The organism is Bacteroidota bacterium (assembly GCA_008933805.1).
Lineage (GTDB): Bacteria > Bacteroidota > Bacteroidia > UBA8524 > UBA8524 > SB11.
In genome coordinates, this window is the sequence record WBUH01000020.1 from 64,053 (window position 1) to 78,628 (window position 14,576).

Below are 14,576 nucleotides of genomic sequence, written 5' to 3' on the forward strand. Positions count from 1 at the left end.
TTTTGCAAAGTAACAGCAACACACAAAACTATACCAGTTTGAATCCAACGTCGCAACAATACGATACAGTTATAGGCCGATGCAGAGATATTTTTATGAAAAAAAATACCGACTACGGTACTGCTTGGCGTATTTTGAGGCAAACATCCATTACCGACCAAATTTATATAAAGGCGAAGCGTATTAAAAGTATTGAAGAAAAAGGTACGCAAAAAATTGACGAAGGGGTTGAAGGCGAGTATGTAGGTATAATTAACTACTGCATAATAGCTTTAATACAAATGGAGCTGCCAAAAGAAGAAGAACTTGAGATTAGCACCGATACTTTGGCCGATTTGTTTGATAAAAAAGCAAAATGGGCAAAGAATTTGATGGAAGACAAGAACCACGATTATGGAGAGGCGTGGCGAGACATGAGAATTAGTACTTACACTGATTTGATTTTGATGAAGCTGTTGCGTATTAAACAAATTGAAGACAATAAGGGGAAAACCCTTATTTCAGAAGGTGTTGATGCCAACTTTTTAGATATTATCAACTATTCAGTTTTTGCACTGATACGATTAAATGAAAAACAACCCGCATGAAAGTATTAGCAGTTATAAGCCGCGTTTTAGTTGGACTTTTATTTATTTTTTCGGGCTTTGTAAAAGCCAACGACCCGCTAGGCTTCTCCTATAAATTAGAAGAATATTACCACGTTTTCGGGCTTAACTTTCTTTCATCAACTGCTTTGTACCAAGCCATGTTCATCAGCGTGCTTGAAATGGTGCTTGGCTTTGCCGTGTTGATGGGTACCCGTATGAAAGTAACGGGCAGCCTGATACTGGGTATGATTATATTTTTTACCATGCTAACAGGCTTTACTGCCATTAGTAACTGGTTTTTTGAAAATCCTGACAGCGGCACTACCAAATGGTTTGCCGATTTATTCGGGTTTGACCCCAAGAAGATATACTACATGACTGATTGCGGCTGTTTCGGCGAGTTTATTAAACTCACACCGTGGCAATCGTTTTATAAAGATTTGATATTGTTGGCGTTCATCATTATCATCTTTATCCGCCGTAAGCATACGCGCTCAATTTTCTCGCGCACCATGCAAACCAACATCATTGTTACTCTTTCGGTTGCGTTTACAGTATTTACAGGGTATTGCAACATGTATTTGCCAATGGTTAACTTCCTTAACTGGCAAAACGATAACGACGTAGCAACTCTGATAACTTGCCCCCCAGATGCACCCAAAGACAGTGTACAAAACGTATTTATATACAATGTAAAAGGGGTTGATACCGAGTTTTCATACGATGATATGATGACAGGTAAAATACCTACGGATGCTAAGTTTATCGACCGAAGAGACAAGGTGATTATTAAAGGTTGCCAGCCAAAGATTATGGGTTTCACAATGTTTACTAAAGACAATGTGGACTTTAAAGATACCATGCTGCGCAATAATGATTATCAGTTGTTGGTGATATCGTATGACTTGGAACACGCCCGCAAAAACGGCATGAAAAAAGTGGCCGAACTTGCGAAGGAGTTTATCGAGAAAGACGGTAAAAAAGTATGGGGACTTACTGCAAGTACCCTTGATGATGCAGAAAAAATACGCCACGAGTACGGGCTAATATTTGATTTTTATAATACCGATGCCAAAATGCTTAAATCAATGATACGCAGCAATGCCGGATTGATTTTGATGAAAGGCAGTGTAGTTATAGATTCATGGCCTGCCCGCAGCATACCAAAAGCTGAAAAAATCAGGAAACTGATGGCCAAAGGCAAATAATCATTTTCATTTAGCATTTATCCTATCAAACCTGATAAATGCTAAATGCTTTGTTTACAATTACTAATGCTAACCTTTATCACAAAAAAGCTGCTTTACGGCTTGCTGGTTTTAATCGGCATTGTGCTAATGGTGTTTGTATTGTTTGCTTGGTTTCCCGACCCCGCCGAAATAATGGCAGGACAACGCGATGATGTTTTAACAAAAGATGCCATAAAAAAAGAGTTCGGGCTTGATAAACCCAAAGGCACTCAGTTACTGCTTTATATCAACGATTTATCTCCCCTGTCGTTTCATCAATCAACACAAGAAAACAAAGAAAAGTACAGCTATCTGTGCCTTTTTACAGCCGGCCAAACGGATGTGGTTTTAAAACAACCCTACCTACGCCGCTCCTACCAAAGCAAAAAAAAGGTATCGCAACTGCTGGCTGAATCGTTTGCGGGCACTGCTGTGTTAGCTACTGCGTCCATACTGTTTGCCGCTGTGTTGGGCATATTGTTGGGGATAATTGCAGCACTCCGCCAAAACACCTTTACTGATAGGGCAATTTTATTCACCAGCACTTTAGGTATATCCCTGCCCTCCTTTTTTGCTGCTATCATTATTGCATGGTTGTTCGGTTACCTGCTTAGCAACTATACAGGGCTTAATATGACGGGCAGCTGGGTAGATTACGACGGTAACTACCATCGTTATTACAGTTTCAGCAATTTAATATTACCCACACTTGCATTGGGCATACGTCCATTATCAATTATTATACAGCTAACCCGAAGCAGTATGATTGAGGTAATGGGGCAAGACTACATACGAACGGCCTACGCAAAAGGATTAAGCCACAGTCAGGTAATATGGCGTCACGCATTAAAGAATGCCTTAAACCCTGTTATAACATCAATTTCGGGGTGGTTTGCATCGTTGCTTGCAGGCTCGTTTTTTGTTGAGTACATTTTTAACTGGCGCGGAGTGGGCAAAGTAACCGTTGAAGCACTAGAAAAATCAGACTATCCGGTAGTTATGGGAGCCATACTACTAATTGCAGTTGTTTTTATCACCATGAACATTATGGTTGATATTATGTATAAAGTTTTAGACCCCAGGGTAAACATAAACTAAATGGTACTATTCTTAATCGGCTTTATGGGGGCGGGCAAAACCCCTTTGGGCCACCAATTGGCAAAAGAGCTCGGCTACACTTTTATTGATACCGACCAAGTATTTGAGTTGCGTTTTAAACAAACTATTGCCGAATACTTTGCTGAGCACCGCGAAAGCAGTTTCAGGCGTGAGGAAAGAAATATACTTGAAAGCGTAGCAACGGTTGATAATGTGGTGATTGCTACAGGCGGCGGACTGCCGTGTTATAAAGATACCATGGAGTGGATGAACCAACACGGTACAACTATCTATTTAAAGCAAGACATTGAAGAGCTTTATGCAAGACTTAGTCCGCAAACCCAGCACAGGCCTATATTGAAGCAGAAAAAAGGCAAGGCTTTGGAGAGACATATCAGCAATTTATTGAACGAACGAAAAGTGTACTACGAACAGGCCAAATTTGTATTTCAAGGCCCCGTTATATCACCCAAAACCGTTATCAACACTATTATCTTTTAATGTGAATAAGTGTCAAACCCGCGTGAAACCTGTATATTTTACTATACTTTTTTAAAAAATCGAGCACTAACAAGCGTTTGCGCCGAATTTTTTTTGCGTTAGGTATTGCATCTATCAAAATTTGTAGTAAGTTTGATTAACCTTTTGAAAATTAAGTAACCATTAACCATTCGACCTATGAACAAATCAGATTTGATCAACTCAATCGCTAGCGATGCGAAAATTACTAAAGTTCAAGCCCAAGCTGCTTTGAATTCATTTTTGGATGCTTCTTCAGCAGCTTTGAAAAAAGGTGACAAAGTTATCCTTGTAGGCTTTGGTACTTTTTCAGTAGCTAAACGTGCTGCCCGTACAGGCCGCAACCCTCAAACCGGAAAAGAAATCAAAATTTCAGCTAAAAAAGTAGTGAAATTTAAACCCGGTTCTGAGCTTTCAGCTAAAGTGAAGTAATTATTTCGCTCTAAAGAGAGAGTTAAAAACTAAAAAAGTCCTGCCACGGTTGTGAGCGGGACTTTTTATTTTTGCACCATGCATACCCTACGCCAACTTTTTTTACAACACCTTGCCCCTACTTCTGACGCACCGATGCTGCTGGACATTGAACGGGCTGAAGGTATTTACATGTACGGCACCGACGGAAAACGTTATGCCGACCTTATCTCTGGCATTGGGGTAAGCAACTGCGGGCATGGTAACCCTCACATTGTAAAAGCCATAACTACCCAAACCGAAAAACACCTGCACTTGATGGTGTATGGTGAATATGTGCAAAAGCCACAAGTATTGCTGGCCGAACGTTTGTGCAGCCTTTTACCGCAATCACTCAACTCGGTATATTTTGTAAACTCAGGCTCTGAAGCGATTGAAGGTGCTGTGAAATTGGCCAAACGTGCCACCGGCCGCCATCATATTGTAGCGGCAAAAAACGCCTACCACGGTTCTACTCAAGGTGCGTTAAGCCTTATGGATGCTGAGTATTATACGGCTGCATACCGTCCCTTGTTGCCAAACGTTGGTTTTATTGAGTACAACAACATTCAAACGTTAGATAGTATTACCTCTGAAACAGCCTGTGTGGTATTAGAAACCATACAAGGTGAAGCTGGTTATATTGCTCCTACCCAAGAATTTCTTTTGCAACTGCGCAAGAAGTGCGACCAAACAGGCACCTTGCTGATATTGGATGAAATACAGTGCGGGATGGGACGCACCGGAAAATGGTTTGCCTTTGAGCATTTTGGTATTGAACCCGATATTTTAGTATTGGCTAAGGCATTGGGTGCAGGTATGCCTTTAGGTGCTTTTATAGCCAACCGCACGTTGATGGACAACCTTGCCCAAAACCCTGTGCTGGGTCACATCACAACGTTTGGCGGGCACCCCGTATGCTGTGCGGCCGCCTTGGCAGGCATTGAGTTTTTAAATAATAGTGATTTGACACCCCAGATAGCCCAAAAAAGCTTGCTGTTTAAGCAACTGTTACAGCATCCGGCAATTAAATCAATTAGCGGAACGGGATTAATGCTTGGCTTGGATTTGGGTGACGAAGTTTTTAATAAAACAGTAATTTCAAACTGTATAAGCAAGGGTGTAATTACCGATTGGTTTTTGCATTGCGGTCATAAAATGCGTATTGCGCCCCCTTTAATTATTACTAATGAACAGATTACAGAAGTTTGCAAAGTGATAGTTGAAGCAATCGACGAAGTATCAGCTATCCAGTAGCTTAGTCAAGTCTACTGAATCAACATATTTTTCAAGAGTCTTTTCAGGCACCACTTCAATCCAGCATACTTCTGCCAGCATATACCTTTTCCAAGCCTCCACATAAAAGCCGTCCATTTTATACAAAAAGGCTTCCATGCCTCTGTATATACGGCGTTCAACAAAATGCCCCTCTTGTTCTAACGCTTTATAGCGTTGCAAAAGGGGCATCTTTTTAAATTCAGTTTCGGTAACAGAAGTCAAAATTATTTTTTGTTTTTGTTCTTATTCTTCGTCTTGGGAGCAGGCGTTTTAGGCTTCGACTCTACAATCCTGTCAACCTTATAATCTTTGTCAAAACGGCCAAATGCAAAATCCACGCGGTATTTCACAGTATCCCTTTCGTCAGTAGTGTATTTGCAATAGTAATGGTTCTCTTGTTCGCTAACGGCATCGGGCGAAATTTCAAACGTAAACTTTCCTTTATACTGCTGTATAGCTGTAGATATATCGGTTAGTTTTTTCTTCATGGCCTTATCCTTTTTGTGAAAGTAGTGTAATGCGCTATCAACATTCTTCTCTTCAAGCAGCATCATAATGTTACGGCACACATCTTCTTGACTGCGCATGATGATGATATCATCCTCGGTATAATTAGACCGTTGAGCGTTTGCGGTATGTAGCAAAGTTGGGATACAAACGGCAAAAGCAATAAAGAATTTAATACGTTTATACATATCGGTTTTTTATTTTAAGATTTATAGTAACGACGAATTTATAGAAAAATTGCCAATGGCTAAAACAAATACATTCGTCGAAAGGATTTTATTGTTAATTTAATATTACACTATATTTGGAGACTTAACTACTTAACTACAAAATCCCATGAGCGATATACAAAAACGCTTTGATGGGCTGCTTTCGTTATTGAATTTTTTTTCAGCCACTAATGAATTGGCAAAGCAGTGCTATGCCGATACTGAAAACGAAATTGCCTTTACGGCACCAATACCAAATGCAGCTTACCCAACGGTTAAAACCGTTATAGAAATTTTTAACCTTAATGTATCAAAAGGTACCGGAGGCGATTACAATTCCTTCATCGAGGCACTTAAAAATACAAAATACACGCTGGTTTCGCTTTGGCATATTGATACCGAAAACGGTAGCTATACCATTGCAACTTCAATTGACGGAAAGGAATTCATCGGCATCTCAAAATCTCCTAAAACTTTAACCGACATACGCAAAGAGTACTTTATGCAAAAGGAAGTGTTTGAAAAACTAGGCGATAAGCCTTTATACGATTATGAAGCTAATGAGATAACCTTCATCAACCGTAAACATGTACAATAAGCCTTACGCCCCTTAACGTGTGTGCAATTGCAGGGCTACACTCCATATCATCAGAGTTTGAATACTTTATAAAAAGTGACAAATTAACTCCATGAATTATGAACACGAATGCAAGATACACCCAATACACCCATGTAGCAAAGGGTGATAAAACCCGTTATTCTATCTTTTGATGTATATTTTTTAAGACATTTTTAAACCGTCAAATAAACACTACAACAATAACCATCTGTTTGCCAGCAAGAAGGCGAAAACCGAGGTTAAAAATTAAAAAAAACGCGCGTGCGCGATTACGCAAAAATGTGTGTGCTAAATGCTATCAGTAAACGGTAACTCCATCTTAATATCAGAGCGTTCATACAATCCCTTTTCAAGAGGAACTTCTACAAAACCGTATTTACGATAGATGGATAAGGCAGGTGCCAGTATAGTATTTGAATATAAGATAATACGATGTGCACCCATTCGCTTGGCCGTGGTGAGTGCGGTTTCAAACAAAAGTTTACCCGCTCCTAACCCTTGAAAAGCTTCATCACCCCCCATTTTGGTAAGTTCAATCACTCCTTCGCTTTGCCATTTCATGGCTATAGTGCCGATAATTTGCTCTTGGTGTTTGGCAAACAAAATCTTTCCGCCGTGGTCTAGTATTGCCTCTTGGGGGTTCGCAAGCACATACTCATCAATAGGTTCTATATAAAAGTATTTTTCAAGCCAAGCCTTGTTCAACCGCTCAAAATGAGTTGCATACAGAGGGTCGAAAGGAACTATTTCCATATAATGAGTCCATTAGAATCCTAAACTCAGTCGTACTCCGCCGCTAAAAGGGGTGTTGGGTTGCTGGAAGGCCATATTGAATGTGGGCTCCCAGCGCAAAGTAGCCACATCGTTCACATTAAACTCAAACAAATGTGCATCTACATTAGCATCAATTATATTTAAGGCATACCAGCCTACGGTAAGTATTATCGATAAATCGCGCCATTTACGGTAAACATCACGTTCATTGGCAAGCAACGCAGGGTCGGCATTCGGAAACTCAGATACGGTTGATGCGAACGTATCAACACTGTAATTATATGCTTTTCTAAACCGTTTATACTCGCGGTTGTTTTGATTGATAAAGTAGCCAAACACTGCAAAACCTGCCCATACAACGGGGGCTTTCCAGTATTTCTTATTATAAATCTGTCCGGCACCGGGCAAAAGAGCCGAGTATATCATGGCCTTTTTAGGTGAATGTGCAGGCGGGGTATCTACTTCTACAATGCTCTTTTTAGCTACTGGTAAAGCTTGGTTTACTACAATACCCGTATCAATGGTTGCCACCGTATCGGTTTGGGCAAACAGCACGGAGCCTGCAATAACTAACAGCAAAAAAGTGAGTATATACCTAATCACGGGGCAAATTTAATGGTTTTGCGGGCAACATAGCCAAAAATCAGGCCATAGGATATGTTTGTTATAAAAAATATACAGGCACAACAGAGTATGTATGTTTTGCGTCATTATTATTGCGTATGAAATACAACAGCCTATGTGCCATAATTTTTATGTGTTGGGTTTGCCTTGGGGCTACTGCAACACAGGCTCAAAGGCAACATGATAACTGGTATTTCGGCACTAACGTAGCCTTTAACTTTAATACAGGTACCTCACCTGTAGAAGTGGCAAATGCCTCACAAATTACCGGCACCGTTAGTGCAACTGTTTCAAACGCAACTACAGGGCAATTGCTTTTTTATACCGATGGGATTACCGTTTGGAATCGTACCAATAACATTATGGATAATGGTGCAAGCATACTGTCAAACCCTGTTTGCGGTCATGTTACTTCTTGTCCCAACCCTGTAAAAGCAGGTCAGCATTATGTATTTATGTATAATAATGGCCAGCTTCGATACGCCTTGATTGATATGAACGAAAACGGCGGATTGGGTAAGGTAATTTCTATAGACAATTTATTAGCCCCCGCCATTGCCAACAAATTTGCCATAGCAAGGCACGAAACTACCGACAGTTATTGGCTGATAACTTTTAGAGGAAGCAACGGTAACGATACTTTTGAGTGTTACCCCATAACCAATGCAGGCATACAAACACCCATACGCTCAGTAATGGGCTTTCACAACGGAATAACTACGCTGGGCGATTTGGTAACCGACCGCGCTGGCGATAAAATTTTTATTGCATTTAATTCACCCACCACAGCCGCTATCAACCAATATAGTTTCAGCAAAACCTGCGGAACCGTAGGTACACCAAGAAACCTACCGATTGGTGCAGGCTGGAACAACGCTAAAAGTATAGCCTTCTCCCCTTCTAACTTGCAGATGTATGCAATTTTTGGTCAAAGCCAAGGGCGGGTAGTACAATACAGCGGCACCGATTTTCAGTCGAGCCAAGAGATAGCAAACAGTGCCCAAGCCTACAACGACATTAAACTAGGGCCTGACGGTAAGATATACATTACAAAAAACGTAGCGGGCAACCCAAGCGGGAGTATAGATGTGATTGAAAAACCTGATTTGTTTTCGCTGGCAGCCGCCTACATGACAAACAACCTTACTTTAAGCAATGGAAAAACGGCGACACGTTTTCCGGTGCTGATGTATGATATCTCTATCCCGGGAAATCCGGTAATTACTACAAAGGTTGATGTAAAAAACACCTGCTATAAAGACACCACGGTGTTCACCCCATCCAATATGCCTTTTTTGGATTCGCTATTGTGGGATTTTGACGACCCAACCAGTACGAATAAAACATCAACCAACGATATTCCTTCACACACATTTACCGACACGGGCACTTACAACGTATCGTTAAGTTGGTTTTTGTGCGGGCTTAAATACAGCATTTACAAAGAGGTATCAATAATTAAGCCTCCAAAAGTAACCCTTGGCCCCGATACTACACTTTGCTTTGAAGACACTATCACCCTGCAAGGCCCAAAAGGCAGTTTTGATTATACTTGGAACACCGGTAGTAAAGACACTATCCTGCCGGTGGATACCGCGGGCACATATTCTCTTACAATAAGCATTGGGCCAAAATGTATTGAAACGGATACCATATCCATTAGCTTTTACCCAAAACTGGAAGTGGACTTTTTTGACAGTACTTATTTTTTGTGTGAAGAAGACGGTGAAACTTTAAACTTAACTGCGGAAAGCGGTTTTGCCACTTATTTGTGGGAACCGGGATTAACCACCAACCAAACCTATACAGCCTCAAAAACAGGTTGGTATAGGGTGTACGTAACCAACACTAAAGGTTGTGAGGCACAAGACTCTGTAGAAATATTTACCCTGTGTGATAATTGGTTGTTGCTGCCCGAAGCCTTTAGCCCCAACAATGATTTACTAAACGATACGTTTGCCCCCGTTTATACTGAGGTATTTAATTACGGAATTGAGATATATAACCGATGGGGCGAGAAAGTATTTGAAAGCAACGACCCTAAAAAAGGTTGGGACGGCACTTATAAAAATGCCTTTTTGCCTACAGATACTTATTTATGGAGGCTGCGCTACCAAGGGTACTTTGATAAAATATTACGCACCTATACCAAAAACGGTGTAGTTAAACTTATCCGCTAAAAAGCCCTCTAAAAAAACTTTGTTCACTACCTTTGCAGCCCATGAAAAAAACTGCAATAGATTTCGGCATCGCTAAAAAATACATCTACATTTCGTTGGCATTGTTTGCCTTCAATATGTTCACTGCGGTGCACACCTACGTGCAAAAGCCCGAGCACAGTACACTTTACCAAGTGGGATATATACTGTTTCCCTTTTTTGGGGCATTCATAGCAGGTACATTGTTGGGTTTTATCGTGATGATGTTCCCTACCAAAACTGAGTACAGACCCGAGATTAAATATACCCGCTCAAAGGTTATAGGTATTTTAATTGCTAACGCCGTTTTTGTGTTCTTGTACATCTACAAGTTGCTTTCGTTCTATTACCCTGCAACCAATGCTTGATAAGCCCCTGCAAGATATAAAAGTTATTGAGCTGGCTTCAGTGCTGGCAGGCCCCGCCGTGGGGATGTTTTTGGCTGAACTGGGTGCGGAAGTGATTAAGATTGAAAATCCGGCCACAGGCGGCGATGTAACCCGCAGTTGGAAATTACCCACCGAAAGCATTGACAGTCCCATATCGGCATATTTTTGTTCAGTAAATTGGGGCAAACAACATTTGTTTCTTGACTTAAAAAGTCCCGAAGGAAAACAGCAAGTTTATGAATTGGCAAAGTCTGCTGATATTTTAGTTGCCAATTATAAGCCCGGCGACGCTCATAAGCTGGGCATGGATTACGATACATTTAAAGCCATTAACCCGAAACTTATTTATGCCGAGTTGACGGGTTACGGCAATAAAGACCCCCGTGCGGCATTTGATGTAGTGCTGCAAGCCGAAGTGGGCTATATGAGCATGAACGGTACGCCCGATAGCGGCCCCGTAAAAATGCCTTTTGCTATGATTGATTTATTGGCCGCACACCAACTGAAACAAGGGATATTACTTGCCTTGTGGCAACGTGAAAAAACAGGTAACGGCTGCCATGTAAGCACCACACTATACGATAGCGGCCTTGCAATGCTAAGTAATATGGCTACCAATTGGCTAATGGCGGGTCAAGTGGCACACCGTATTGGCAATGCCCATTACAATATTTGCCCCTATGGTGATATTTTAAACTGTGCTAACGGATACCAAATTGTATTGGCAGTGGGTAATAACCAACAATTTGCGCACTTGTGCGAGTTATTAGGCGATGCTAACCTTGCCGCTGACGAGCGTTTTGCAACCAACCCAGCACGTGTAACCAACCGTCCGCAGTTGATTTTACTACTAAACGAACTATCAGCCAAACTGAACGGTGAGCACCTTTTACAGCAATTACAAGCAGCTAAAGTACCTGCCGGAGCCATACAAAATATGCAGCAGGTGTTTAGCACACCAGCAGCACAGGCAATGATTCTTGAAGAAAATATTGACGGAATACCCACCAAACGGGTAAAAACGGTTGGGTTTAACCTAGTGGAGTAGTCGCAAACTGCAAAACAAACACAGCTGTTCCGTTGTTATTACTACAAAAATGAGATTACGTAACTAAGCTCAATTGCGAGTTTCAAATTCTGCAAATCCTAAAACTTAGTGGTATCTTTGCACACTTATTAAAAATGGCAGTTGTTTTAAAAAATCTTGAACAAATAGAGGGAATTAGGAACAGCAGTGTTTTGGCTGCCCAAACCCTTAAATACCTTGAGCAATTTGTGATACCCGGTAATACCACCGAGTTCATCAACAAAAAGTGCGAGGAATACGTACGTGACCACGGTGCTACCCCTGCTACCATAGGCTACAAAGGTTATAAATACGGTAGCTGCATCAGCCCTAACGATGTGATATGCCACGGTGTACCCAACCAGTATGCCTTGCGCGACGGTGATATTGTGAACATTGATGTTACCACTATTTTAAAAGGCTACTTTGGCGATACCTGCAAAATGTATGAAGTGGGCGAAGTGAGTGAGTATGCCAAAAAATTGGTGAAAGTAACCAAAGAAGCAATGTCTTTGGGTATTGAGCAATGTACTCCCGGTAATTACTTAGGAAACATTGGTTTTGCCATTAACCGCCACGCCACCAAACACGGGTACAGTACTGTGTATGAGTTTTGCGGACACGGTGTAGGTTTAAAATTCCATGAAGACCCTGAGGTAACCCATATTGGAGATAAGAACAGCGGCCCTAAGCTGAAAGCAGGAATGACTTTTACTGTGGAGCCGATGATAAACGCCGGTAAAGCCCGCAGCAAAGTAGACAAGCGCGACGGCTGGACAGCCCGCACGATTGACGGAAAATTAAGTGCACAGTTTGAGCATACCATTTGGGTAACTGACGGCAAACCCGTTGCCCTTACTGATATTGACAACGAGCTTGTTGCATTAGGCTATTGCCAAACTTACGAAGAGGCATTTGCTGCTGCCACAACCCCTGCTACAGCTCAATAATACTAATTGCCTGATTGTTAAAGCTAACTTTAACAATTACCCCATTAGCACCTAAACGTTGAACCACAATAACTACTACTTCTTAAAGCACCTTACCGCAAAATTGCATAGCATCTTGCAAGGGGCTTTGTTTGTTGAAGGTTTCAGTACTTCAAAGCAAGAATTGTGGTTGCTGTTTAAAACTACTGATGGCAGTTATTTCCCCATAAAATTCAACACCATCAATACCGATAGTGTTCTCTCCTTCCCTATTGATGCTCCTTTACCCAAAAACAAACAACCACAATTCAGGCTGTTTGAATCAAAAGTAGTGGTTGAGGTAAAGGTGCACGATTTTGAACGTAGCTTTCACATACAGTTTGCCGGCGGCCTATACCTTTATATTAAACTGTTTGGCAAAAACGGGAACGTGATATCACTCAACCAAAACACTGTGGTGGATGTTTTCAGAAAACAACTGAAAGCCGATACACAACTCGACTTTGCCCAAATAACAGCCCCACAAACCATCGCCGTAAGTGATTTATTGCAAGCTGCCGCTACTACCGCTGAGGTAGCAAAAAAACTGCCTTTTATCCCAGCAGATGCCGTTGAAGAATTGAACAGCACAGGGTATTTTGAAGCTGATGCCGCACAAAAGAAGCAAATGGCTGAAAGGGTATTGAACACACTGGCCACATCACAGTTTTATATCAGCAAAACCAACAACGGATATGCGCTTACCTTTTATAACAAAGGCGAAGTATTAGGCGACTATACCGATGCTATAACCGCTCAGAATGATTTTGCCCGCTTGTATTTAGGCAAGTACTTTTTTGAGGAAAAGAAAAATAACCTTGTAAACACCCTTAAACAGCGCAAAGATAAGCTGGAGAAGGAAATCCACTCAAAAAAAACCAAGTTGAATACCATTGCCACACAAACTCCTTACAACCACATCGGAGATATTTTGATGGCGCATCTTTACCAACTGCAAAAGGGACTTGAAAAAACCACCTTGCTTAACTTTTATACCAACCAAAACATTGATATAAAACTTAAAAAAGAGCTTACCCCGCAAGAGAATGCAGAAAACTATTACCGCAAGGCCAAAAACCAAGTAAAGGAAATAGAGGTACTGCAAGACAACCTGCAAAAGGCTGAGACAGAACTTGTAGAAATTTCAGAAAAACTGGAAACCGCACTGCAAGCTGCCGATGGTAAAAGCTTGCGCGGTATGGAGAAGGACAAACAAGCCACTGAAAATATTGATAAACCAACCCTTTTTAAAGAGTTTGAAAAGAGCGGATACACCATTTTAGTGGGTAAAAACTCAGTAAACAACGATTTACTTACCCAAAAACACGCGGCCAAAAACGATGTTTGGCTACACGCCCGCGGGTTGGCAGGCTCACACGTGGTGATAAAAACCAAACCCGGACAAACCGTCCCAGTTGATGTGTTGGAATATGCAGCATCGTTAGCGGCCTATTTTTCAAAAGGCCGAACCGATAGTCTTTGTCCCGTCATTTACACCGAAAAAAAGTACGTACGCAAGCCCAAAGGAGCTGCTGCGGGTCAGGTAGTGGTTGAAAAAGAAAACACCCTGTTGGTTAAACCTGCCTTTCAATAAACAAATTCCATTTAGCCGTAAACGCTTAACAAGCCATTTAACACTATATCTTTGCACTCAATGAGCGCAGTTTCGCTTCAAAAAATACTGGTAATACAAACGGCCTTTATCGGCGATGCTATTTTGGCAAGTGGTGTGCTTGAAAAACTGCACCAACATCATCCCAATGCCCGTATTGATTTTTTGGTACGCAAAGGAAACGAGAGCCTTTATGCCGGACATCCTTTTATAAACACTCTGCTTGTTTGGAATAAAAAAGAGGGCAAATACAAACACTTGTGGCAGCTATTGAAAACCATACGAAACACTAAGTATGATATGGTAATCAACCTGCAACGCTTTGCTGCTTCGGGCTTTCTCACTGCATTTTCAGGGGGAAAACAAACCGTTGGTTTTAGCAAAAACCCGTTATCGTTTTTATTTACCCAACGAATACCGCACCAATACCAACGCCACGAAATTGAGCG

General features: G+C 41.4%; 17 protein-coding genes. 13 read left to right on the forward strand and 4 right to left on the reverse strand.

Annotated features, from left to right (window positions below; translation table 11 throughout):
• Positions 1-95 precede the first annotated feature (95 nt).
• The 6 genes from F9K23_16705 to F9K23_16730 all read left to right on the forward strand — a co-directional run bounded on the left by F9K23_16705 (position 96) and on the right by F9K23_16730 (position 5,140).
• Positions 96-587, forward strand: a complete 492-nt coding sequence (locus F9K23_16705; protein ID KAB2913663.1) for a DUF1599 domain-containing protein — start codon at positions 96-98, stop codon at positions 585-587.
• Entirely contained in the window at positions 584-1,795 is a 1,212-nt protein-coding gene (locus F9K23_16710) for a DoxX family protein (GenBank protein ID KAB2913664.1), read from the forward strand. The genes F9K23_16705 and F9K23_16710 overlap by 4 nt, the downstream gene beginning before the upstream one ends.
• A 66-nt stretch (positions 1,796-1,861) precedes the next feature.
• Positions 1,862-2,914: an ABC transporter permease gene (locus tag F9K23_16715; protein KAB2913665.1), complete on the forward strand. Its 1,053-nt coding sequence runs from the start codon at positions 1,862-1,864 to the stop codon at positions 2,912-2,914.
• Entirely contained in the window at positions 2,915-3,415 is a 501-nt protein-coding gene (locus tag F9K23_16720; GenBank protein KAB2913666.1) for a shikimate kinase, read from the forward strand.
• A 177-nt stretch (positions 3,416-3,592) separates the two neighbouring features.
• The gene (locus F9K23_16725; GenBank protein KAB2913667.1) at positions 3,593-3,865 is read left to right on the forward strand and encodes an HU family DNA-binding protein; all 273 of its coding nucleotides are present in this window, start codon (positions 3,593-3,595) and stop codon (positions 3,863-3,865) included.
• Positions 3,866-3,943: 78 nt separating this feature from the next.
• On the forward strand, positions 3,944-5,140 hold the full coding sequence (locus F9K23_16730; GenBank protein ID KAB2913668.1) for an aspartate aminotransferase family protein: 1,197 nt from the start codon (positions 3,944-3,946) through the stop codon (positions 5,138-5,140).
• On the opposite strand, the gene F9K23_16735 is transcribed toward F9K23_16730, so the two are convergent.
• Together F9K23_16735 and F9K23_16740 are read right to left on the reverse strand one after the other, a co-directional pair.
• Positions 5,126-5,383 (reverse strand): hypothetical protein, encoded by a 258-nt coding sequence (locus tag F9K23_16735; GenBank protein ID KAB2913669.1) that lies wholly within the window; start codon positions 5,381-5,383, stop codon positions 5,126-5,128. The genes F9K23_16730 and F9K23_16735 overlap by 15 nt on opposite strands.
• Positions 5,384-5,385: 2 nt before the next feature.
• Positions 5,386-5,856, reverse strand: a complete 471-nt coding sequence (locus F9K23_16740) for a hypothetical protein (GenBank protein ID KAB2913670.1) — start codon at positions 5,854-5,856, stop codon at positions 5,386-5,388.
• 148 nt (positions 5,857-6,004) lie between these two features.
• Here F9K23_16740 and F9K23_16745 point away from each other — a divergent pair, with 148 nt between their 5' ends.
• On the forward strand, positions 6,005-6,475 hold the full coding sequence (locus F9K23_16745) for a hypothetical protein (GenBank protein KAB2913671.1): 471 nt from the start codon (positions 6,005-6,007) through the stop codon (positions 6,473-6,475).
• A gap of 309 nt (positions 6,476-6,784) precedes the next feature.
• On the opposite strand, the gene F9K23_16750 is transcribed toward F9K23_16745, so the two are convergent.
• Together F9K23_16750 and F9K23_16755 are read right to left on the reverse strand one after the other, a co-directional pair.
• The gene (locus F9K23_16750; protein KAB2913672.1) at positions 6,785-7,249 is read right to left on the reverse strand and encodes a GNAT family N-acetyltransferase; all 465 of its coding nucleotides are present in this window, start codon (positions 7,247-7,249) and stop codon (positions 6,785-6,787) included.
• 12 nt (positions 7,250-7,261) lie between these two features.
• Positions 7,262-7,873 carry a hypothetical protein gene (locus tag F9K23_16755; protein ID KAB2913673.1) on the reverse strand — a complete coding sequence of 204 codons (612 nt, stop codon included), beginning with the start codon at positions 7,871-7,873 and terminating at the stop codon, positions 7,262-7,264.
• Positions 7,874-7,992: 119 nt separating this feature from the next.
• On the opposite strand from F9K23_16755, the gene F9K23_16760 reads away from it, so the two are divergent.
• The 6 genes from F9K23_16760 to F9K23_16785 form a co-directional block, all read left to right on the forward strand.
• Positions 7,993-10,074: a T9SS type B sorting domain-containing protein gene (locus tag F9K23_16760; protein ID KAB2913674.1), complete on the forward strand. Its 2,082-nt coding sequence runs from the start codon at positions 7,993-7,995 to the stop codon at positions 10,072-10,074.
• A 41-nt stretch (positions 10,075-10,115) separates the two neighbouring features.
• Positions 10,116-10,460 (forward strand): hypothetical protein, encoded by a 345-nt coding sequence (locus F9K23_16765; GenBank protein KAB2913675.1) that lies wholly within the window; start codon positions 10,116-10,118, stop codon positions 10,458-10,460.
• Positions 10,453-11,529 (forward strand): CoA transferase, encoded by a 1,077-nt coding sequence (locus tag F9K23_16770; protein KAB2913676.1) that lies wholly within the window; start codon positions 10,453-10,455, stop codon positions 11,527-11,529. The genes F9K23_16765 and F9K23_16770 overlap by 8 nt, the downstream gene beginning before the upstream one ends.
• A 134-nt stretch (positions 11,530-11,663) precedes the next feature.
• Positions 11,664-12,497, forward strand: a complete 834-nt coding sequence (gene map / locus F9K23_16775) for a type I methionyl aminopeptidase (protein KAB2913677.1) — start codon at positions 11,664-11,666, stop codon at positions 12,495-12,497.
• Between the two features lie 58 nt (positions 12,498-12,555).
• Positions 12,556-14,109, forward strand: a complete 1,554-nt coding sequence (locus F9K23_16780; GenBank protein KAB2913678.1) for a DUF814 domain-containing protein — start codon at positions 12,556-12,558, stop codon at positions 14,107-14,109.
• A gap of 60 nt (positions 14,110-14,169) precedes the next feature.
• Positions 14,170-14,576 (forward strand): glycosyltransferase family 9 protein (locus tag F9K23_16785; GenBank protein ID KAB2913679.1); only part of this gene is annotated, 407 nt, incomplete at its 3' end.